17 protein-coding genes, 2 tRNA genes and 2 other annotated features are annotated in these 22,020 nt (G+C 39.7%); of the genes, 14 read left to right on the top strand and 5 right to left on the bottom strand.

The features are described 5' to 3' along the window. Positions 1–3 precede the first annotated feature (3 nt). From recF to gyrA, 4 genes are all read left to right on the top strand, one after another. A complete protein-coding gene (gene recF / locus ACFQ19_RS13200) occupies positions 4–1,128 on the top strand; it encodes a DNA replication/repair protein RecF (protein WP_379592818.1) in 1,125 nt (374 codons plus the stop codon). Between the two features lie 67 nt (positions 1,129–1,195). Then, positions 1,196–1,468, top strand: coding sequence for an extracellular matrix regulator RemB (remB, locus tag ACFQ19_RS13195; protein WP_379592816.1), 273 nt, complete (start codon positions 1,196–1,198; stop codon positions 1,466–1,468). Positions 1,469–1,845: 377 nt separating this feature from the next. Then, entirely contained in the window at positions 1,846–3,771 is a 1,926-nt protein-coding gene (gene gyrB / locus ACFQ19_RS13190; RefSeq protein WP_379592814.1) for a DNA topoisomerase (ATP-hydrolyzing) subunit B, read from the top strand. A gap of 69 nt (positions 3,772–3,840) precedes the next feature. Then, on the top strand, positions 3,841–6,366 hold the full coding sequence (gene gyrA / locus ACFQ19_RS13185) for a DNA gyrase subunit A (RefSeq protein ID WP_379592813.1): 2,526 nt from the start codon (positions 3,841–3,843) through the stop codon (positions 6,364–6,366). Positions 6,367–6,461: 95 nt separating this feature from the next. Here gyrA and ACFQ19_RS13180 read toward each other — a convergent pair whose 3' ends face one another. Continuing rightward, entirely contained in the window at positions 6,462–7,262 is an 801-nt protein-coding gene (locus ACFQ19_RS13180) for a VLRF1 family aeRF1-type release factor (protein WP_379592811.1), read from the bottom strand. 328 nt (positions 7,263–7,590) lie between these two features. On the opposite strand from ACFQ19_RS13180, the gene ACFQ19_RS13175 reads away from it, so the two are divergent. Beyond that, positions 7,591–8,913 carry a DUF2254 domain-containing protein gene (locus tag ACFQ19_RS13175; protein ID WP_379592809.1) on the top strand — a complete coding sequence of 441 codons (1,323 nt, stop codon included), beginning with the start codon at positions 7,591–7,593 and terminating at the stop codon, positions 8,911–8,913. Between the two features lie 187 nt (positions 8,914–9,100). On the opposite strand, the gene ACFQ19_RS13170 is transcribed toward ACFQ19_RS13175, so the two are convergent. Further along, positions 9,101–10,051: a YaaC family protein gene (locus ACFQ19_RS13170; protein ID WP_379592807.1), complete on the bottom strand. Its 951-nt coding sequence runs from the start codon at positions 10,049–10,051 to the stop codon at positions 9,101–9,103. 251 nt (positions 10,052–10,302) lie between these two features. Between ACFQ19_RS13170 and guaB the strand changes: the two genes are divergently transcribed. The 4 genes from guaB to ACFQ19_RS13150 all read left to right on the top strand — a co-directional run bounded on the left by guaB (position 10,303) and on the right by ACFQ19_RS13150 (position 15,330). Continuing rightward, positions 10,303–11,775, top strand: a complete 1,473-nt coding sequence (gene guaB, locus ACFQ19_RS13165) for an IMP dehydrogenase (protein ID WP_379592805.1) — start codon at positions 10,303–10,305, stop codon at positions 11,773–11,775. A gap of 225 nt (positions 11,776–12,000) precedes the next feature. Further along, the gene (locus tag ACFQ19_RS13160; RefSeq protein ID WP_379592803.1) at positions 12,001–13,341 is read left to right on the top strand and encodes a serine hydrolase; all 1,341 of its coding nucleotides are present in this window, start codon (positions 12,001–12,003) and stop codon (positions 13,339–13,341) included. Positions 13,342–13,402: 61 nt separating this feature from the next. Further along, positions 13,403–13,636 (top strand) — a binding site (T-box leader). Between the two features lie 55 nt (positions 13,637–13,691). Next, on the top strand, positions 13,692–14,969 hold the full coding sequence (gene serS, locus ACFQ19_RS13155; protein ID WP_379592801.1) for a serine--tRNA ligase: 1,278 nt from the start codon (positions 13,692–13,694) through the stop codon (positions 14,967–14,969). A gap of 268 nt (positions 14,970–15,237) precedes the next feature. Continuing rightward, positions 15,238–15,330 (top strand) — tRNA-Ser (locus tag ACFQ19_RS13150). Between the two features lie 73 nt (positions 15,331–15,403). Here ACFQ19_RS13150 and ACFQ19_RS13145 read toward each other — a convergent pair. Beyond that, complete coding sequence (locus tag ACFQ19_RS13145) at positions 15,404–16,150, bottom strand: GTP pyrophosphokinase (RefSeq protein WP_379592799.1); 747 nt, start codon at positions 16,148–16,150, stop codon at positions 15,404–15,406. A 142-nt stretch (positions 16,151–16,292) separates the two neighbouring features. Continuing rightward, positions 16,293–16,500 (top strand) — a binding site (T-box leader). Between the two features lie 85 nt (positions 16,501–16,585). Between ACFQ19_RS13145 and proC the strand changes: the two genes are divergently transcribed. From proC to ACFQ19_RS13130, 3 genes are all read left to right on the top strand, one after another. Beyond that, on the top strand, positions 16,586–17,404 hold the full coding sequence (gene proC / locus ACFQ19_RS13140) for a pyrroline-5-carboxylate reductase (protein WP_379592797.1): 819 nt from the start codon (positions 16,586–16,588) through the stop codon (positions 17,402–17,404). A gap of 35 nt (positions 17,405–17,439) precedes the next feature. Next, entirely contained in the window at positions 17,440–17,727 is a 288-nt protein-coding gene (locus ACFQ19_RS13135; protein ID WP_379592795.1) for a TIGR04104 family putative zinc finger protein, read from the top strand. A 120-nt stretch (positions 17,728–17,847) separates the two neighbouring features. Further along, positions 17,848–17,920, top strand: a tRNA-Arg gene (locus tag ACFQ19_RS13130). Between the two features lie 145 nt (positions 17,921–18,065). Here ACFQ19_RS13130 and ACFQ19_RS13125 read toward each other — a convergent pair. After that, the gene (locus tag ACFQ19_RS13125; protein ID WP_379592793.1) at positions 18,066–18,413 is read right to left on the bottom strand and encodes a DUF4064 domain-containing protein; all 348 of its coding nucleotides are present in this window, start codon (positions 18,411–18,413) and stop codon (positions 18,066–18,068) included. Between the two features lie 479 nt (positions 18,414–18,892). Between ACFQ19_RS13125 and ACFQ19_RS13120 the strand changes: the two genes are divergently transcribed. Together ACFQ19_RS13120 and ACFQ19_RS13115 are read left to right on the top strand one after the other, a co-directional pair. After that, positions 18,893–19,945 (top strand): DUF5105 domain-containing protein, encoded by a 1,053-nt coding sequence (locus tag ACFQ19_RS13120; protein ID WP_379592791.1) that lies wholly within the window; start codon positions 18,893–18,895, stop codon positions 19,943–19,945. 15 nt (positions 19,946–19,960) lie between these two features. Next, positions 19,961–21,085: a TcaA second domain-containing protein gene (locus ACFQ19_RS13115; protein WP_379592790.1), complete on the top strand. Its 1,125-nt coding sequence runs from the start codon at positions 19,961–19,963 to the stop codon at positions 21,083–21,085. A 185-nt stretch (positions 21,086–21,270) separates the two neighbouring features. On the opposite strand, the gene pflA is transcribed toward ACFQ19_RS13115, so the two are convergent. Next, positions 21,271–22,017 carry a pyruvate formate-lyase-activating protein gene (gene pflA / locus ACFQ19_RS13110; protein WP_379592788.1) on the bottom strand — a complete coding sequence of 249 codons (747 nt, stop codon included), beginning with the start codon at positions 22,015–22,017 and terminating at the stop codon, positions 21,271–21,273. Between the last annotated feature and the right edge of the window lie 3 nt (positions 22,018–22,020).

Here is a 22,020-nt window from a genome sequence, read left to right as displayed (position 1 = left end):
GGCATGCATATAGAACAATTAAAATTAACCAATTACCGCAATTATGAAGCGTTGGATATTACATTCGATGATAAGGTGAACGTTATCATCGGTGAAAATGCCCAGGGAAAAACCAACCTGATGGAAGCTATTTATGTGCTCTCTTTTACCCGTTCCCATCGGACAATGCGGGAAAAAGAGCTCATCCGTTGGGATTCAGATTATGCTATAATAGAGGGAAGGACTACAAAAAGAAATCAATCTGTTCCTCTGCAGGTCTCCATTTCATCCAAAGGAAAAAAAGCAAAAATCAATCATTTAGAACAGCATCGGCTGAGTGACTATATTGGCACAGTGAATGTTGTGATGTTTGCGCCGGAGGATTTAACCATTGTAAAAGGATCTCCGCAGATTCGCCGTCGTTTTATGGATATGGAACTGGGGCAAATCCAGCCCACTTATATATACCATTTATCTCAATACCAAAAAATCCTGAAGCAAAGAAACCATTTATTAAAACAACTGCAACGCAGAAGCAGTGTGGATGAAACGATGTTGGATGTATTAACAGACCAACTAGTTGAGCATGCTTCTTTTTTGTTGGAGAGGCGGTTTATTTATCTGGATTTGCTGCGAAAATGGGCAAAACCAATTCATGAAGGCATCAGTCGCAGTCTGGAAAACTTAGAAATTCAATATGATGCGACAATAAAGGTATCAGAAGAGGCAGATAAGGAGAAAATAACTAGTATCTACCAAGATTCCTTTAAGGATGTGCGCGGGAAAGAGATCGATCGCGGGACGACATTGGTTGGACCGCATCGGGATGACCTTCTTTTTTTTGTGAACGGTAAAAATGTACAAACGTACGGATCGCAAGGACAGCAGCGAACAACAGCATTGTCCATTAAACTGGCTGAAATTGAATTAATTTATCAAGAGGTGGGAGAATATCCGATACTTTTACTGGATGATGTGTTAAGTGAACTGGATGATTACCGCCAGTCCCACTTGTTGAATACCATTCAAGGAAAAGTGCAGACATTTGTTTCTACAACCAATATTGACGGCATTCACCATGAAACATTGAAAAACGCCGAATTGTTTTATATCAGCCAAGGAGTCGCGACAAATTCAAAAGAGCGATAAAGCAGCGGTTCTTTTGAATTTGTGAAAGAAAAGAACCGGACTGAACAAAGAAAGGAAGCGATGGACTATGTTTATTCATATTGGTGATGACAATGTTATTCAATCCCGGGAAGTCGTTTCGATTATTGATTACGAGTTATATACAAATACAACAGGAATATATCAAATGATACAGGGATGGAAGCGGCAAAATAAAGTAACTGGGCCGGAAGAAGAAGCAAAATCCATTATGATTACAGCAGATCATATCTATTTCAGTTCCTTATCTGTTGCTACTTTGCGGAAGCGGACAGGGATATTAACAACCATCAGTAATTTAGACGATTATTCCGAAGAATAATTCTTAAGAAAAGCGCAGAGCGCCTGTTTAAAAACGTAGAGACCCTCGCGTTACAACTGAGATAAAGGAAACACGGCGACGTAAGGAGCCGATGTTGACTTTCACCCGCGGGGCATAAGTGTGACTACGGCTCTGTCTGCGCCTGTCGGCTTGCCAGTCACCGAGTCTTCTTTATCGTAGGGCGTGACGTGAAGTCTCTAAAGTTTGGCGCTCGGAGCTGGACAGCTATATCTTTAGCTTGAGAATTTATATTCGAAAAAAGTTAAACTTTCTTATTTAAGAACAAAAATCAAGAGATTTCTGCCTTGGAATAAGCAGAACCCTCTTTTAAATATAGATTGATGTATTGTAATTCATATAGAAATGAGTGTGAGAAGATGTCGATGGAAGACAGAGTTACAGAAAACCAAGCCTATGATGCTGATCAGATACAAGTCCTTGAAGGTCTGGAAGCGGTTCGCAAAAGACCAGGAATGTACATTGGTTCGACCAGTGAAAAAGGATTGCACCATCTTGTATGGGAGATTGTCGATAATAGTATTGATGAAGCTTTGGCAGGTTATTGTGACCATATTGAAATCACAATTGAAGAAGATAACAGCATTACTGTGACAGATAATGGACGCGGGATTCCTGTTGATATACAGAAGAAAACAGGACGTCCGGCTCTTGAGGTTATTATGACAGTACTTCATGCCGGCGGTAAGTTCGGCGGCGGGGGATATAAGGTTTCCGGCGGACTTCATGGTGTCGGTGCTTCCGTAGTAAACGCGCTTTCCAGCAATTTGGAAGTTTACGTTCACCGTGATGGAAAAATTTATTACCTTTCGTTTAAAAAAGGGGTTCCTCAGGGAGAGATTACGGTTATTGGGGATACAGATATCACAGGAACCGTTACGCATTTCATTCCAGACAGAGAAATTTTTACAGAAACGGTGGAATATAATTACGATACATTGGAACAGCGCTTAAGAGAACTTGCCTTTTTAAACAAAGGATTGCGTATCTCTATTGAAGATAAACGCTCTGACAAAGAGACAGCAACCTATTATTATGAGGGCGGCATCAGCTCTTATGTTAAATTTATTAATCAAAATAAAGAGGAATTGCATGAACCGTTTTTTGCAGAAGGACAGGATCAGGGTATATCTGTCGAAGTCGCCATTCAGTATAATGACGGTTTTACAACCAATTTATATTCCTTTGCCAATAACATTCACACGTATGAGGGCGGTACACATGAAGTCGGTTTTCGTTCAGGGCTGACACGTGCTATTAATGATTATGCGAAAAAGAACAGTTTATTAAAGGACAGTGAATCCAATCTATCCGGAGAAGATGTGCGGGAAGGACTGACAGCTATTGTGTCTATAAAGCATCCTGACCCGCAATTTGAAGGACAGACGAAAACAAAACTGGGTAACAGTGAAGTGCGTGCCATTACAGATGGCGTATTTTCTGAGTCCTTTTCTAAATTCCTTTATGAAAATCCAACTACTGCAAAAATTATTGTGGAAAAAGGATTAATGGCATCCAGAGCACGATTGGCTGCAAAGAAAGCCAGAGAACTGACGCGCCGTAAAAGTGCACTGGACGTAACCAGTCTGCCTGGGAAATTAGCGGATTGCTCTTCCAAAGATGCCTCTAAAAGCGAGTTGTATATTGTAGAGGGCGACTCTGCCGGCGGTTCTGCTAAATCCGGAAGAGACCGTCATTATCAGGCTATTCTTCCTTTACGCGGAAAGATTTTAAATGTCGAAAAAGCACGCCTGGACCGGATTTTATCGAATAATGAAGTACGGGCTATGATTACAGCGTTAGGAACAGGTATCGGCGAAGAGTTTGATATTACAAAAGCACGGTATCATAAAGTTGTGATTATGACAGATGCCGATGTCGACGGAGCGCATATCAGAACATTATTATTAACATTTTTCTACCGGTATATGCGTCCGTTACTGGAGTATGGCTATATTTATATTGCGCAGCCGCCGCTTTACCAGATTAAGCAGGGCAAAGCAGTGCATTACGTTTATTCTGATAAAGAGCTGGATGCACTGCTGGAGGAGATTCCAAAGGCACCAAAACCCGGTATCCAACGGTATAAAGGACTTGGAGAAATGAATGCAGACCAGCTTTGGGATACAACGATGAACCCAGATTCACGTACCCTGCTGCAAGTAGAGCTGAGTGATGCCATTGATGCGGATCTGGTTTTTGATATGTTAATGGGTGATAAAGTAGAACCGCGCCGCAACTTTATCGAGGAAAATGCCCAATACGTGCAAAACCTGGATATTTAAAATTATTTTACCGAAAAGAAAGATTCAAGGAAATCACTGACTTTAGAGTGATTGGGAGGTTATCAGACTATGGCAGAGGAAAATCGTCCGAGTGTCCAAGAAATAAATATTAGTAATGAGATGCGTACATCCTTCTTAGATTATGCAATGAGTGTTATTGTGTCCCGGGCATTACCTGATGTGCGGGACGGTATGAAGCCTGTACATCGTCGAATTCTATATGCAATGAATGATTTGGGAATGCACTCAGACAAAGCATTTAAAAAATCAGCACGTATTGTCGGAGAAGTTATCGGGAAGTACCATCCGCATGGCGATTCAGCTGTTTATGAAACAATGGTAAGAATGGCACAGGATTTCAGTTATCGTTATATGCTCGTAGACGGGCATGGCAACTTTGGATCTGTCGACGGTGATTCTGCCGCAGCAATGCGTTATACAGAAGCACGTATGTCTAAGATTTCCATGGAACTTCTGCGTGATATTAACAAAGATACGATAGATTATCAGGATAACTATGACGGTGCCGAGCGGGAACCAATTGTCTTTCCAGCCCGTTTTCCGAACCTTCTTGTGAATGGAACATCAGGGATTGCAGTCGGGATGGCGACGAATATCCCGCCGCATCATTTAGGAGAAACAATTGATGCCGTATTGGCAGTAAGTAAAAATCCAGATATCACGATAGATGAGATTATGGAGCACCATCTGCCCGGCCCTGATTTTCCGACTGCAGGCCAGATATTGGGGAGAAGCGGTATTCGTAAAGCCTATGAAACTGGAAAAGGGTCTATCACCGTTCGTGCCAAGCTTGATATTGAACAAGGGAAGAATGATAAAGAAACCATTATTGTTACAGAGCTTCCTTATCAAGTGAACAAAGCAAGACTGATTGAAAAAATAGCAGAACTTGTCCGTGATAAAAAAATTGATGGCATAACAGACCTCCGTGATGAAACAGACCGTAACGGAATGCGGGTTGTGATTGAACTGAGAAGGGACGCAAATGCAAATGTCGTATTAAACAATCTGTATAAACATACGGCTTTACAAACTACATTTGGTATAAACATACTTGCGTTAGTGGATGGACGTCCCCAGGTATTAACGGTGAAACAGTGTCTGGAGTATTATTTAGAACATCAAAAAGTCATTATCAAGCGCCGGACAGCTTTTGAATTAAATAAAGCGGAAGCACGTGCGCATATTCTGGAAGGTCTGCGTGTTGCATTGGATCATTTGGATGAAGTTATTTCCTTAATCCGTAACTCCAAAACAGCAGATGTAGCGAGAGATGGATTAATGGAACGTTACCAGCTTTCAGAGAAACAGGCACAAGCTATTTTAGATATGCGTCTCCAGCGTTTAACAGGCTTAGAGCGTGAAAAGATTGAAGATGAATATAAAGAACTTCAGGAATTAATTGCTGAATTAAAAGCCATTTTAGCTGATGACGAAAAAGTATTGGAAATCATCCGGGAAGAACTTACGGAGATTAAAGAGAAGTTTCACGATGAACGCCGTACAGAAATTGTTGCCGGCGGTGCCGGTTTCCTTGAAGATGAAGACCTGATTCCGGAAGAAAATATTGTGATAACCTTGACGCATCAAGGTTATATTAAACGATTACCGGCGTCTACCTATCGGACACAGCGCCGCGGCGGAAGAGGTATCCAAGGAATGGGCACCAATGAAGATGACTTTGTAGAACATCTTGTATCCACTTCAACGCACGATACCGTTCTTTTCTTTACAAACAAAGGGAAGGTATATAAAACAAAAGGGTACGAGGTTCCAGAGTTTAACCGTACAGCAAAAGGTATCCCAATGATTAACCTGCTGCAGGTGGAAAAAGGAGAATGGGTGAACGCTGTCATCTCCGTATCTGAATTTGATGAGGATTACTACTTGTTCTTTACAACCAAGCACGGCATTGCAAAGCGGACGGCTCTTGAGAAATTCAAGAATATCCGTAAAGGCGGCCTGATTGCTGTAAACTTGCGGGAAGATGATGAATTAATTTCTGTCCGGATGACTGATGGCGAAAAAGAAATGATGATTGCTACGAAAAACGGTTATTTAATCCGTTTTGAAGAAGAGCAGATGCGGCCAATGGGAAGAACAGCAGCCGGCGTCAAGGGTATATCTTTACGCGAAGATGACGAGGTTGTTTCCATGGAAATACTGGAAGAAGGATCTAAGATTCTTCATGTAACCAGTAAAGGTTTTGGAAAACAGACACCAGAAGATGAATATCGCCGTATTAACCGTGGCGGTAAAGGGGTATTCACTTGTAAACTGGATGACAAAACCGGACATGTCGTTGATGTGAAGGCTATTCGGGGTGATGAAGATTTAATGCTCATCACGATTGCCGGCGTGTTAATTCGCATTCAAGTATCCGATATTTCACAAACTGGCAGAAATACCAAAGGGGTACACTTGATTCGCCTGCAGGAAGAAGAGGAAGTAGCGACTGTAGCGCGAATTGAGAAAGAAGAAGAGGAAGAAATAGAGGAAATAGAGGAAATAGAGGAAATAGAACCATCTGATTTAGAAGAAGAAAACGGAGCAGATGATACAAACGAAGACTAAATGCGTTTGACGGAGGCTTTTAATCGTAAATGTCTCTGATATAAACAAAAGAAACGGCTGAGAGAATCAGATTCTCTCAGCCGTTTCTTTTCAAATTAGTCTTCCAGTACATCTGCCAGAATTTTATCTGCATCACTGTTTAACAAGTTACGAGGAACGGTTTTATCGATGTTTTTATTAAAGTAAGATTTCAATGGTTCTACTTCATTTTTTTCACCGACAAGATAAATTTGTTCCCAATCTCTTTGGCCAGCTCTTTTTTCCAATTTCGCAACAAGCGCTTTGAACCAGCGTTGTTGATGTTCTTTTACACGTTCTTTAAACTCATCTTTTTTTGCCCCGCCTTGTCTAACATCATTACCTTGAGGGCCTTCGTGTTGGCGCCAGTCATTGGTATTTAAGTCCAAAGTATAATGGGATTGGTCTACCAGTGTTCCTAATTCTGTTTCCAGAACGGTAACCTCGTCTTGTTGAATGACAATAACGCCTGTATAAGGATATTCTTTTTCTAATTTTTTCAGTTGGTCGAGAACCGGTTCATTTTCCCAATGAAATTCCGTTTTAACAGGGACGTGCAGTGCTTGTGAAAACCACAAATCCTCATCTGCTGTACCGAAGAGAACCAAACCTCTGTATAAACCTTTTTCCGCTTCTCTTTCGTTAACTTCATTTTCTACCTTTTGACGGATTGTTTTGGATTGATTCTTTTCTTCATGAGAGCTGCTTTCCTGGGTTGCATCCGCCAGTTCTTTCAGCCCATTTTTTAATTCAATTCTCCATGCTCCGCCTTGTTGTTCAGGATCGCGGTGATCTGTATTCAGATACATGGAAAGCACCTTTTGCGGTTCTTCATAACTGATTTGTTTCAATTTCTTGATTTTATCTTGTAAGAGCATGTGTGTCACTCTCCTCCTTCAAAATTTTTAATCGTTTTATTGTTTTCTTTCTTTGTTCGCAGAGCATTACCAGCCAAAAATCTTCTTCATGGAAAGAAGACTTGCTTAACTGTTTTACCCTCAGACTGTAAGCCCTAAACATGAAAGGAATCCTCTATTTCTGTGATAAAAAACAAGGGATGGTTTGTATTTTATCCAGTTAGGGAATTTATAATAAAATGATTGGTTGTTACTTAAGTAACGATTTAGTTTTATATCTTAGAAACTCAACTTACGCACTTTAAAAAGTAACTTTCTTATTTTTAATAACATAGAGAAGAGGGTTAGAATGAATAAAACGAAATTTCGGATATCCGTTCGTGACAGCTTCTGGTTTCTCCCGATTGTATACGGTTTATGCTCAATGGGCGCAGCAGGAGCTGTGACAGCATTGGATGTTTGGCTGGTCCCCAGCGTATCCAGCAGCATACCGGATATTTTACTTACCGGCCAAAGTATAGCAAAACAGCTTTACGCTGCCTTGATTACAGCAATGCTGACGATGACAACGGTAAGTTTCTCAACAATTATGGTGATGCTGACAACATATTCTTCTCAGTTTTCACCCCGAGCTTTGGAAGACTTTATGCAGAGTAAAATCACCCAACACGTTTTAGGTGTCTATACGTTTGGTTTTATATTTGTACTGATCAATTTATGGTTATTAACAGAAACAAACCAACAAGATTTGTTGAGTCCTTTCTTCACTGTTGTTATAACGATTATTACGCTTGCATTTTTTATTTTGTTTATCCATTTTTCCGCACGTTGGGCGCAAGTGAATTTTCTGATTGGCGTCATACGTAATAAAACGTTGGAATTAATAAAAGAAACCTTTGCAGAAAGAACATATGGACAACATCAGCATTGGGATCACTCGCAAGTTCAAAACATTAGAGAAAAGGATAGTAAAACGATTCATGCGAGGCGTTCTGGCTACGTACAGAAAGTGAATTATAACTATCTAATTAAATGGGCCAGCACTAATAATATGGTGTTAGAAGCAACGTTTCAGGTTGGCGATTATGTCCCTGAAGGATTACCGGTTTTTTATTTTTGGGATGTTGGGGACAGAAAAGATAATTTAGCGGAACACGACGATTTTTTAGTTATCGGCGGTGAACGGACTGATCTTCAGGATATTGGATTTTCCATTCAAAAATTAGTGGAGATAGCTGTGAAGGCTTTGTCCACTGGTATGAATGATCCGAATACAGCAATTAACTGTATACACCGTATTGGCAGTTTACTATCGGAGTTAGCTGGTAATTATTATCCTGTTACCTATTTTTCGGATAATCATGGCGATTTGCGATTAATTATGGAACAAAAGAATTTTCGGGATTACTTATTTAAAAGTTTTTATCAAATTAAACATTATGGAAAAGATGATATCTCCGTTATATATAGCATTATAGATACGTTATATAAGGTTACTGTCGTTAGTGAGGCGTCGATTCAAAAAGAAGTATGGAATTTCGCAAAATATGTTTTAGAAGCGGTAGATATAGAAAATCTGTCGTCACTGGATTATCAGCATCTGAAAAGCATAACAGAAAAATTTGCGGATTTTTGCGGGGAAGAATTAGATTGGGAATCTTCGAAAGGATGATAGCTTGACATCATATGCTTTGTAAGCGAAGCAGCGTAACGGGGCTGTTTAGATAGCAAGGAATTCAATGAAGGGATTTTAGCAGCAATCCCCATAGGCTGGATAGCGCGTTATAAGTAGGGACCACCGGAAAACGATGATGAGGATAACCGGTGGTTCATTTTTATCACGGAAAAGCGCCTGTTATTTATTCCTTGAAATCAATATTTTCGAATAAACGTTCTCCAATCAGTGCTGGCGTTTTTTTACGGGTTATTTTTAAAAAATGGGCAATGAAGGGGTATTCTTTATCCGTCTTCATTTGTATCAGTTCGCCCCACCACTCTGTTTCATAACGGCAGATCATACTCAGCTGAAACAAAAGAAGGTAATGGGCAAGAATTTCTGAATAAGGAAAATAGTTTGCTCGATTAGCTGGAAAATAGACCAATTCATTTTCCATATGATAACGAAAAGGTCCGTTCCAATCCTGGATTGGTGCTATCAAATCAACCTGCAGTGCTTCTTTTTGTTGCTGAATAGCTTGAATCGGAGGCAAAAAACACCGGATCCGTTCTATAAATGTCTCCTCTTTTAAATGAAAACCATCTAAAATCCGATTTGGAAAGCGGAGCTGGGTACTGTTTTTTTCTCCGACTGCAATCAAGGATTCTTCCTGATGAAGCTGCCAGAGATTGCTTAATTCAGGGATGGAACATAATAATAAACGCATCGAAACACGTTCTAACGGGAAAGGGTGATGGGAAAACAAGTAACGGCTGACATACGGAAATAATCCCTTTTGCTGTATTTTGACCTCATCCTCGATAAAACGATAATCTTTGCGTTTTCGTTTCCGTGCAGTCAGACCATGCGCAAGAACAGCTGTTGTTTCCGGATAATCCGGGCATTCGGTTAAGAGCCACCCTTTTAAAAAATGCGTCATGCCGTAAAATGATAGAACCGGCTGTACAAGAATATTACTCGTTCTGCTTGATTCCATGAAAATCATTCCATTATGGATATAATGTCTAAAAGCAGCGCTGTTTTGATAGCTTTTTGCTGCTGATTCATTTAAAAAGGAGTAGCTTTTTTTTAGATAGCGTTGTGCATTTTCTTCTGCAGTTAAGAAAGCATATATGTCTTCATGATGCATCATTACCCCAGCTCCGTTACTATTGAAATATTTCGAATCTATTCTCTTTTTCTTCTTCTATGTTGAGTGCTTGAAAAAGCGGAAAGAATAGCGTAATGTAAATAAAAATAGATTTTTGCTACTACTTTTGCAAGCTTGGTACTTTTTAGCAGTTTTGCCGTTATCACATGTGGATATACTTGAAAAAACGGTATTTTGGAGCCAAATGAAGTGAAAGTATGTTGGCAATTCAATGATTGGAGGATGAGCTAACAATGAGAGAAGATAAATTTGCAAAAGAAGGTTTAACATTTGATGATGTATTGCTTCTTCCGGCTGAATCAGAGGTTTTACCAAACCAGGTTGATTTAAGTGTGGATTTAACATCAAATTTAAAATTAAAATCCCCATTCATCAGCGCTGGAATGGATACTGTAACAGAGGCGGAAATGGCCATTTCCATGGCACGTCAAGGCGGTTTTGGAGTTATTCATAAAAACATGTCCATTGAACAGCAAGCTGAAGAAGTAGACCGTGTAAAACGCTCTGAAAGTGGTGTTATTACAAACCCATTCTTCCTAACTCCTGAGCATCAAGTATATGACGCTGAGCATTTGATGGGTAAATACCGCATTTCAGGAGTTCCAATTGTAAATAATACCCTCGAACAACAGCTCGTCGGTATTTTAACCAATCGTGATTTACGTTTTATCGAGGATTATTCCATCCTGATTTCGGAAGTGATGACTACAGAGGAATTGGTAACCGCACCGGTGGGAACAACACTGGATGAAGCGGAAAAACTGCTGCAGAAATATAAAATTGAAAAACTGCCTCTAGTGGACGACCAGAGGATTCTAAAAGGATTAATCACGATTAAAGATATTGAAAAGGTCATTGAATTTCCAAATGCAGCAAAAGACGCGCAAGGACGCTTAATTGCGGCAGCTGCAGTTGGTGTGACAGGGGATGCCATGACACGGATTGAAAAATTAGTGGATGTCGGTGTCGATGCTATTGTGATTGATACAGCTCATGGCCATTCTAAAGGCGTTCTGGAACAACTAGCACGGATTCGAGAGGCATATCCTGATTTGGCCATTATTGCAGGAAATGTTGCTACAGAAGAAGGAACAAGAGCTTTAATTGAAGCAGGAGCATCGGTTGTCAAGGTGGGTATTGGTCCTGGATCTATCTGTACAACACGAGTGGTTTCCGGTGTCGGTGTACCACAGATTACAGCGGTTTATGATTGTGCACTGGCAGCGAAAGAATACGACGTACCGATTATTGCAGATGGCGGCGTAAAGTATTCCGGAGATATTGTGAAAGCTTTGGCTTCAGGAGCACATGCCGTAATGCTGGGAAGTATTTTTGCAGGGACAGCAGAAAGCCCTGGAGATACAGAAATTTTCCAAGGACGCCAGTATAAAGTGTACCGCGGCATGGGATCGGTCGGAGCAATGCAGGCAGGATCTAAAGACCGTTATTTCCAAAGTGAATCAGACAATAAAAAACTAGTTCCAGAGGGGATTGAAGGCCGCATCGCTTATAAAGGAACGTTAGAAGATACCTTCCATCAGCTGACTGGCGGTTTACGTTCCGGCATGGGTTATTGTGGAACCCCAAATTTAGAAAGCTTAAGAAATGATGCCCGATTTATCCGTATTACAGGAGCCGGGTTAAAAGAAAGTCATCCGCATGATGTACAAATTACAAAAGAATCACCGAATTATTTTATGCAATAAGTTCCTGATCAAAAGCCGGTCTTACGGGACTTTTGAAGCTCTTTTGTAAGAGTTGTATCAGGCAATGGATATTGATGACAATATTGTGTCATACGGTCATAAAAAAAATAGATGGAGCATGTTGCTCCATCTATTTTTTTATAAATTTTTATGGTAAAATGTGAATCATGCTTAGCAGAATACATATTTGCAGACGGCTATATTATTAAACGGGGGTAAGAAATTGTGAGAAAGTCTATAAATAAATTATTTCTTTTGGTGGTTGCAGCAGCACTTGTTTTTACATCTTTGGTTATACCATCCATATCTGTTCACGCAGAAGAGTTGGATCTTGAGGCAGAATCGGCTATTTTAGTGGATGCAGAAACGGGGAAAGTTTTATATGCGAAAGACCCAGATATGGCTTTACCTCCTGCTAGCATGACGAAAATAATGACAGAATATCTTGTTTGGGAAGCAGTTGAAAATGGAGATATTTCTTGGGATACAACAACTCAAGTGAGTGATTATGCATATGAAGTATCCAGTAATGTTGACTCTTCAGGAATTGGATTAACACAGCAGCAGGATTACACGGTAGAAGATCTATATGCGGCAATGGCGATTAATTCAGATAATGGGGCATCCATTGCCTTAGCAGAGTTAATTGCAGGGTCTGAAAGTGAATTTGTTGAAATGATGAATGCAAAGGGAGAAGAATTAGGTCTTCCTGAATTTAAATTTGTGAACTCCACCGGACTGGATAATGAGAGTTTAGGGGATAATTATCCGGAAGGAACAAGTCCAAATGATACCAACCTGTTATCAGCGCGTTCTTCGGCTATGTTAGGATCTGCTCTGGTAAATGACTATCCGGAAGCATTGGATATTTCCAGTATTCCGAGTACAGAGTTTGACGGCAGAACGATAGAGAACTGGAATTATATGCTGGACCATGATTCCGTGAATTTGGAACAGTATTTTTATGAAGGTGTAGATGGCTTAAAAACAGGCCATACGGAACTTGCAGGTTATGCTTTCACAGGAACAGCAGAACGTGATGGAAGACGCCTTATTACGGTGGTAATGAAAACAGACAGTATTGAAAAGCGGTTTGAAGAAACAGCAAAATTGTTAGATTATGGTTTTGATGAATTTGAAACGCAAGAATTATTCCCTGCAGGATATCAACAAGAAGGCGAAGAAACATTTCCTGTAGCCAGAGGAAAAGAGAGAGAAGTTAATGTTGGTATTAATGAAGCTATCCATGTCCCTCTAAAATCAGGGGAGGAAGAGTTATACCATTTAGAATACACGATGAATGAAGATAGACTGAATGATGATGGCGAACTAGAAGCCCCTGTTGAAGCGGACGAAGTAATCGGTACAGTGAATGTAGTCTATGACGGGGAAGAAGAAGACCATGGCTATCTTTCAGATGAAGTAAGTAAGGAAAGCTATGATTTAGTGGCGATGGATGACGTAGAGCAATCAAACTGGTTTATGCTTACGTTACAATCAATCGGTGACTTCTTTGTAAATATGTTCCAAGGTGCTTTTAATTGGGTAAAAGGACTTTTTAGCTGATTTTGATAAGAATCCTTGCAACCTGATGTAAAATAGCTTATGATTATTTACAATAATAATGATTGATGTGTTGATAGGAACTAGTAACTGTCTGATTCTATCTGACAGAGAGCTGATGCCTGGTGCAAATCAGCGTTAGAATACAGTGAATCCATCCTGGAGCATGCTTATAGAAATGAGTTGGACTCATGAAGTAGGCGCGGAGATACGACGTTATTCGTATGTAAAGCTGGAAGAATTCGTGTGGATTCTTTAATCAGGGTGGCAACGCGGGAAATACACTCTCGTCCCTTTCTATAGAAGGGACGGGAGTTTTTTAATAGTAAAAAAATGTAGGAGGTAATGTTACTATGTTAGATATGAAATATGTCCGCAATAACTTTGAAGAAGTGAAGAGAAAACTCACGCATCGCGGAGAGGACCTTAGTGAATTAGATCGTTTTGGCGAACTTGATGTAAAAAGACGGAAGTTAATTGCCGAAACGGAAAAGTTGAAAGCCAAGCGTAATGAAGTGTCTAAGGAGATTTCCGTTTTAAAAAGAGAGAAAAAGGATGCAGAAGAAGCAATTGCTTCTATGCGTAAAGTTGGCGATGAAATAGCAAACTTCGATAAAGAATTAAAAGAAATTGAAGAAAATCTAGAGCAGATTATGCTTTCTATCCCTAATTTACCGCATGAAAGCGTGCCTGCAGGAGAAGATGAAGATGATAACGTGGAGGTACGCAGCTGGGGCACAGTGCCGGCATTTTCATTTGAAACACAGCCGCACTGGGATGTGGCGAGCCATTTAGATATTCTGGACTTTGAACGGGCAGCCAAAGTCACAGGAAGCCGTTTTGTCTTCTATAAAGGGTTAGGAGCGAGACTCGAGCGTGCATTATTAAACTTTATGATGGATCTGCACGCAGATAAACACGGCTATCAAGAAATGCTGCCTCCTTACATTGTGAACCGGATGAGCATGACAGGTACAGGACAGCTTCCTAAATTTGAAGAAGATGCTTTTAAGCTGGAAGACTGGGATTACTTTCTAGTACCGACAGCAGAAGTTCCTGTGACCAACTATCATCGCGAGGAAATTTTAACAGCTGCTGATTTGCCAAAGAAATATGTTGCCTTTAGTGCCAGTTTCCGTTCTGAAGCCGGTTCTGCCGGAAGAGACACACGCGGTTTGATTCGCCAGCATCAATTTAATAAAGTAGAGCTTGTGAATTTTGTAAAACCGGAAGATTCTTATGACACCTTGGAAAAACTGACAGGTGAAGCGGAAATAGTATTGCAGCTGTTAGGGCTCCCTTATCGTGTTATGAGCATGTGTACAGGTGATTTAGGCTTCACAGCAGCGAAAAAATACGATATTGAAGTATGGATTCCAAGCCAGGAGACGTATCGTGAAATTTCTTCTTGCTCTAATTTTGAAGATTTCCAAGCGCGTCGTGCCGGCATTCGCTTCCGCCGTGAAGCAAATGAAAAACCAGAATTTGTTCATACGCTCAATGGATCTGGTCTGGCCTTAGGCCGTACGGTGGCAGCTATATTAGAGAATTGCCAGCAGGCAGACGGCAGCGTCGTTGTACCGGAAGTACTGCGTCCGTATATGGGCGGTATAGAAGTGATGGGTCAATAATATAAAAGTGCTGAGAGGCTTTCCTTTTTGGGAAGCCTTTTATGTATTACCCAGTATAACAGGATGAGCGCAAGCCAGCGGAAAGTGTAGTGTTTTTCTATAGCGGTCATATTAGCCTGGCAACATGACCGCGCTTACTCACTTCACTGAACGAATGTTGTAAAACCCCGTTGAATAAAGTTTCGCTTGATGAACTTTGTTGACAAATTATATTCTTAGATGCTATAGTATATCATGTTCACGCAAGAGAGAACTTTTAATAATTCATGGAGGTATACCCAAGTCCGGCTGAAGGGATCGGTCTTGAAAACCGAGAGGCGGGTCAAACCGCGCGGGGGTTCGAATCCCTCTACCTCCTCCATTTAAAACAACCATCATGATGAATAGATAAAACCCGCAGCTTTTGAACTGCGGGTTTTCTGATTATCTTATACTTATTCTCTATCTTTTTTCTCCATTAACTCTTCCAGCAGCTGCTTTGGCAGCGGGAAGCGTTTGTTATCCAGCGGGAGAAAATCGAGATCGCTATCTGATTGTTTGTCTGTTTTTTCTCCGTTGACTTCTGTATGAAGGAACTCCATTTTCTCATCTAATTGATTGGCAATATTCGCGCTGTTGGTCAACTCTTCGACAAGATGTGCCGGTACTTCCCCATCATATTTATAATAAATTTTATGCTCCAGGCTTGCCCAGAAATCCATGGCAACGGTGCGAATTTGAATTTCAATATATACTTCTTCCTGACGGTCAGATAAAAAGACAGGGATCGCTAAAATCAGATGCAGGCTTTTATAGCCATTTGATTTTGGATTTTTTATATAATCTTTCATTTCCATTACTTTTATATCTTGCTGCCCTTGAATAATTTCACTGATTTTATAAATATCAGTGATAAATGAGCAGACAATCCGAATCCCGGCGATATCTTTGATTGCATGCTTAATAGATGCTTCAGTAATGGAGACATTTTTACGCTGGCACTTTCGTAAAATGCTTTCCGGTGATTTGATACGGGATTTTAAATGTTCAATCGGATTATAGTCATGAATATGCTCAAATTCTTCCTGGAGAATGTTCAGTTTTGTATTAATTTCATCCAGTCCGAATTTATAGCTGAGCATAAAACGTGTCAGTTCTTTTCGTACCTTTTTTAATTGATGTAATTGTTTTGATTCATCCATTGATAAAATTCCTTTCTGACATCTATTCATGTACAATAATAAGTATAGCAAAGATTATTTTATAAGGCAGATAAAAAAGCGCTGGAATCAAATTGCCTTGACAAAAGTGTGGCAAGGTCTTATAGTACAATGCAATATCATAAAAATGACGTTGAACGGACCAGTAATTGATGTGTATTTACCAAAGAGAGGAAATCCTGCGGCTGTGAGATTTCTGTAAATACGTTGATGAACCTATCCGGGAGTTAGTCAGCACATGCTGACTGCAGCATGCTGCATTATCAATGAGAGTGGATGAACTTTGATCAAAAAAGGTGGTACCGCGGAATAATACTGATTCCGTCCTTTGTATAGGATGTGTAATCAGTTTTTTTATGGTTATTGGAATATTACTGAATAAACAAAAGGAAAAAGAAACACACAGGAGGAAAATATATGGACAAGACAATTGCATTTTTTGGAGCAGGAAATTTAGCAGAGGCAATTATTGCCGGAATTACACGTAAGAATGTCGTTACAAATGAACAGGTGCTAGTGACCAATCGCAGTGATCAAGAACGATTAGATTTGATTGCCGAAAAATATGGTGTGATATGCAACCAGGATAAAGAAGAGATGATTCAGGAAGCAGATATCATTATATTAGCGATGAAGCCTAAGGATGCGGGTGACTATTTAAATTGGCTTCAAGATCATATACAGCCGCATCACATAGTTATTTCTGTAATTGCAGGGTTATCGATTGAGCAGATAGAAAAAACGCTTGGAGAGGGTGTTCCTGTTATTCGGACAATGCCGAATACTTCAGCATTGATTAGCCAATCCGCTACAGCCATTGCGAAAGGAACGCATGTTGATCTGAGTCAGCTTTATTTTGCTGAAGAATTATTCCAGACAGTCGGTACAACAAAAATTGTCGATGAGGAGCAGATGCACACTATTACAGCCATTGCAGGGAGCGGCCCGGCATTTTTCTATTATATGGTGGAATCCATGGAAAAAGCGGCTATCGAAGCAGGATTGGACCGGGACACAGCATTGGAACTGTTAACACAGACGGTTATTGGCTCAGGAAAAATGCTGGAGTCATCTGGTGAAGATCCGGAACAGCTGCGTAAAAATATTACCAGTCCGTCTGGAACAACAGAAGCTGGGTTAAATCAGTTGATGGAGGGCGGATTCGATAAACTCATTAAAGCATGTGTAGATGGTGCCAGAGAACGGTCGATTGATATAACCAATGCACAAAAATAGTTTCTAAACACGCACGAAGAGAAGAGGGGAAACCGATGCATACACCGGACTGCAGTTATTGTGGAAAGAGATGGGGGTACGGGCAGACTTTTAAACAGGTATTTAAGATGAAAATGATCTGTCCGCACTGCGGGAAAGAAAATTATTATCAAGCAAATAAAAAAAACAGCTGGATTCCGTTATTAGCCATTCCTGTTTATTTAGGATTGGTTCTTTTGTTGAATCTGTCCTCTACGGGGATTATTCTGCTTGGTTGTCTGCTCATGATTCTTCATATTTTCACGATTCCATACCGGACAAGGTTACAGAAAGCAGGAAAATAAATGAAACAGGATGCTATGCAAAATGGACAAGGTTTAGTATAATACGATTGTTCGCTTGTTTTCAGAAGGCGGATATTGCAATATAATCGGGCAGATGTGCCTGCTTGATTATATGTAAAAGCCCCAGTAGCTCAGGGGATAGAGCATCGGTTTCCTAAACCGTGTGTCGCAGGTTCGAATCCTGCCTGGGGCGTAAGTTTAACACTCAACCAACAAAAACGGTCACGGATTGGTCACTTTGGCCATATCTAGCAGTATACGTCTAAGAATAGGGTTAAGAAGAAACGCCCCTCCGTTTGGTCTATGTAAATAGACGGAGAGGCGTTTCTTCTTGTTGTTTAAGCTGCAACGTTATCCGTTGATTTATCTTTCTTAATAACACCCATAAGTCCAGCGATACCAATCAAAACGGCGGAGACCAGATAAAACATAGAAATGCTGATAAGTCCACCAACTGCAGAAATTAATAATAATATCCCGCCTATTTTTGCTTTGGATTTCACTACGACTGAACCGACAATAGCTAATGCTGAAAATAAAAATGCAGCCCAGCCAAGTCCGGTGACTTCACTTGTACCCGATTCACTGAAAGCAGCATCAATCCCGCCTACCATTAGAGCAAGTATGGCAGCACCAAAACCAATAATTCCTCCAATTAAACCAAGTACAAATTCTGTAGTTCTCACTTTGAACCAACTCCTTTATTCATATTTTTATTTATATAACACAGCAGTTGCTGTATTACTAACGATTCATTTGTTTGAAAAGCTTAGCTACGGTTTTATGTATAAGACAATAAAGTCCTTGATCCATATAGGCGAACTATTTGAATTAAGGAACTAGTATTTAATTGTATGCATATGAATAAAGTATTTTTATTCAGTGTTAAAATTTAAAATAGAATAAATAAATTGTATCATGATTGTATCATATAAACATAGAGTCAAAAAATATAGATAAATAATAATTGGGTATTTATTCATGGTTTTAGTTATAAAAACCTACAATCAAATATAGTTAATCAAAATGACATCCGACAATTTTACCAAAAATAACATGGACAATATATAATATATTGACGAAGGGTTCCTAATTGGCTATCATTTACACGAGTTTAAAATAATGACGAGACGAAATGTATCAGTCTTGCGGATGGAGGAGAAACATGAGTAAAAAATACGGAATTATTTTTTTGTTCTTAATTTTATGTGTAGGATTAATTGGATGCAGCTCAGACGCTAGTTCTAGCGGCGGTGAAAATGGAGATGTCGAAGTTGAAATTGACAATGCATCCTATGTTTTAGCAGATGAGGGTGGTACTTCTACTGATGATAATACAGGCATGCTGGCTGTTGAATTTGCAGTTACTAATAATAATGAATATCCTATTACGATCTCACCACATGATGGAATAAAGTTAGACGATGAAGGGGAACAAAAAAGCCCGCAAACGGATTTGTATAATGATAAAGTTGACCTGGATAGCACGTTTACAGGAGATATTGGAGCTGAGAAAATGGCAAAAATAACTTCTATTTTTTATGTTGAAAAAGATAAAGCGTATGAAGTTAGAATGAGTCCTTTTTCAACAAATGCTGACGCTGATATTGAAGATGTAACAGTTGCATTAGATACAGCAGAATTCTCCGATAGTTTTGATGCCCTTAACGAACCAGAAGAGGCATTGTCAGCCTATATTGATACGATCTATTTGGATCAGGAAAACGACGATTATGAAAGGTTAGTTTCAGCAGATAAAGAAGCCTTACAAGAAGAAGCAAAAGATTTATTTGCAGATAGAATGGATTCGGCGTTTATGATGAGTGTGCCAGAAGAGGAAATTGACAAAAATTACGAAACATATAAATCATTGCTAACGGATGAAGCGGAAATCACAACAGAGACCATTGCCAATGCAAACAATAAAGCCGTTGTCACTGTAGACTATGCCACACTGCCATTGGACCTACATGAACCGGTAAGTGATTACTCGGACGAATATATAGATAACCAGGATGATTTTGATTACGATAGCGATGAGATGGAAGAATATGCCCTATCGAATTTTGATAACATTTTAAATGATATTGAACCGGAAACATCACGTGAAACATTGGAAATTTTAATGGTTAACGAAGATGGTAAATGGTCTGTTGATACATCTGACTGGAATAGTGAACTATTAGCTGAGGCTTTTTCAGAAGGTTACGTATATTAAGGAGATGATGAGATAGTGAAAAGAAAATGGCTATATATTCTGATTGCTTCACTAGCTTGCGTTATTATAGCTATCCTTGTTACTCTCCAACAACTTAGTAAGCCAGATAAAGTCGTTCAAACATTCGATGAAGCAATTGCGGAGGAAAGTTCTGAACCATTAAATGATATGCTTGTTGTAGATGATGATGCAGAAATAAATAATGATTCCATTCAACCCATGCTTGAATATCTGAAGAAAAATAATAGCAGTCATCAAGTGATTAAAGATGGGTTAAATGAACAAATTGAAAAAGATAATTTTTCTGCAACCAGTCAGCAAATCAGTTTAGTAGAGGATGGGAAAAAGTGGGGTATTTATCCCGATTATAAATTGCATGTTAATACGGCTTTTATTAAAGTAAGCGGGCAAAACGAAAATGATGAGGTAAATCTTCAAATGGAAGGCCTGGAAAATACAATAGAGGAAAATGATGATGGTGTTTACGGTCCCATTTTACCAGGTGACCATCAGGTTGCTCTTACGATTCAGAATAATTTAGGAAGCCTTACAGATGAGCGTCAAATAGATATATGGGGAAATGATCAAGTCAGTTTAATTATTGATACGGATAAACTGGTGAAGGAAGACGAAACGATACAGCGAGATATTATGGCGGCCCTTGATACATTTAATAGTGATATGTCAAAGTGGACGACATCCGAATTTGATTTATCGACATTTACAAATGTAGCGGGAGTGATGGAGAGCGATCAAATGATGGTGGACAGTGAATTTGAGATGCTGAGGGAGCATATCGATGAAATTCAGTCACAGTACGAAGGTGCCATTGTAAACTTAGAAGATTTTGATATCAGCTATTTTAATGGCAATTGGACTGCAGAAGTCCCTGCATTCGTATCTTATGATGAAAAAATAAAGTTGAAAGAAGAAGATACATTTGACGACGCTTCTTATCAATCTGTTCGTCTTTATGAACTGACTTATGATGAAGATGCAAATGAATGGTTGATTGCAGATTTTGTGGATACCCCGGCAATAGATAATGAATATCAGGACTGGGAAAATACACAGGATATGATGATAGAAGACCCGCCCGTATTAAAATGGAATCGAACAGATGAAGGCACTACTATCTAATTATGTTGTTAGTAATGAAAAATTTTATAAAATGAGCGATAGAGAGGAATATCCCCCTTGTGACATGCATGGTGTCTAAGGGGGATATTCCTCTCTTAGGATAGTGATATGTTATAGCGGTTCTTTTTTTATTACCAGTATATATTGTACTTTTATATAAAAGATAGTACAAATCAATCGATTTCCTATTGATATATCATTTTCACCCGATTCAAAATATCCTCTGCATTTTTCACCCGATCCTCTGTCGGCGGTTCCACACCTTCCAGCGGATAGTCCAAACCAAGATTTTCCCATTTATAAACACCTAATTTATGATAAGGCAGGACTTCTATTTTTTCGACATGATGCAACGTCGCAATAAAGTCGGAGAGCTGCTGCAAATAGACATCATTATCGCTGCCGCCGGGAACGAGCACGTGCCGGATCCAGAGGGGAACCTGTTTTTCATCTAAATAGCGGGCCATATCGATAATGTGTTCATTGGACAAGCCGGTGAGTTCCTTATGCTCTGCAGGGTTTATATGCTTTAAATCCAGTAAGACCAAATCTGTTAATTCCAATACTTTATCCAAATGTTTTATAAAGTGAGGAGAGCGATTAAAGCATCCAGCAGAAGTATCGATGGTAGTGTGTACGCCAAGTTTTTTCAGCTCGGTAAATAAATCGAGTAAAAATTCCACCTGAAGCAGGGGCTCTCCGCCGCTGACTGTCACACCGCCATTGGTAGACTGAAAGAAGGGCAGATAATCTTTAATGTCTTTCACCAGTTCTTGGACAGACATTTTCTTTCCTGCTCCCATATCCCATGTATCGGGATTATGACAAAATTTGCAGCGCAACAGGCAGCCCTGGGTAAAGATAACATAGCGCAACCCGGGTCCGTCGACGGTTCCACATGTTTCGATGGAATGAATTCTTCCTAATTTCATGAT

The organism is Oceanobacillus locisalsi (assembly GCF_042675985.1).
Lineage (GTDB): Bacteria > Bacillota > Bacilli > Bacillales > Amphibacillaceae > Oceanobacillus > Oceanobacillus locisalsi.
Note: the sequence above shows the minus strand (reverse complement) of the source record. Positions and strands in the feature narration are given on the sequence as shown.

Coding starts and splice junctions, on each gene's coding strand:
- serS (WP_379592801.1), top strand. CDS start 13,692: ATGTTAGATATGAAATATGTCCGCAATAACTTTGAAGAAGTGAAGAGA.
- ACFQ19_RS13145 (WP_379592799.1), bottom strand. CDS start 16,150: ATGGATGAATCAAAACAATTACATCAATTAAAAAAGGTACGAAAAGAA.
- gyrA (WP_379592813.1), top strand. CDS start 3,841: ATGGCAGAGGAAAATCGTCCGAGTGTCCAAGAAATAAATATTAGTAAT.
- ACFQ19_RS13135 (WP_379592795.1), top strand. CDS start 17,440: ATGCATACACCGGACTGCAGTTATTGTGGAAAGAGATGGGGGTACGGG.
- ACFQ19_RS13175 (WP_379592809.1), top strand. CDS start 7,591: ATGAATAAAACGAAATTTCGGATATCCGTTCGTGACAGCTTCTGGTTT.
- ACFQ19_RS13180 (WP_379592811.1), bottom strand. CDS start 7,262: ATGCTCTTACAAGATAAAATCAAGAAATTGAAACAAATCAGTTATGAA.
- remB (WP_379592816.1), top strand. CDS start 1,196: ATGTTTATTCATATTGGTGATGACAATGTTATTCAATCCCGGGAAGTC.
- proC (WP_379592797.1), top strand. CDS start 16,586: ATGGACAAGACAATTGCATTTTTTGGAGCAGGAAATTTAGCAGAGGCA.
- recF (WP_379592818.1), top strand. CDS start 4: ATGCATATAGAACAATTAAAATTAACCAATTACCGCAATTATGAAGCG.
- guaB (WP_379592805.1), top strand. CDS start 10,303: ATGAGAGAAGATAAATTTGCAAAAGAAGGTTTAACATTTGATGATGTA.
- ACFQ19_RS13170 (WP_379592807.1), bottom strand. CDS start 10,051: ATGATGCATCATGAAGACATATATGCTTTCTTAACTGCAGAAGAAAAT.
- gyrB (WP_379592814.1), top strand. CDS start 1,846: ATGTCGATGGAAGACAGAGTTACAGAAAACCAAGCCTATGATGCTGAT.
- pflA (WP_379592788.1), bottom strand. CDS start 22,017: ATGAAATTAGGAAGAATTCATTCCATCGAAACATGTGGAACCGTCGAC.
- ACFQ19_RS13120 (WP_379592791.1), top strand. CDS start 18,893: ATGAGTAAAAAATACGGAATTATTTTTTTGTTCTTAATTTTATGTGTA.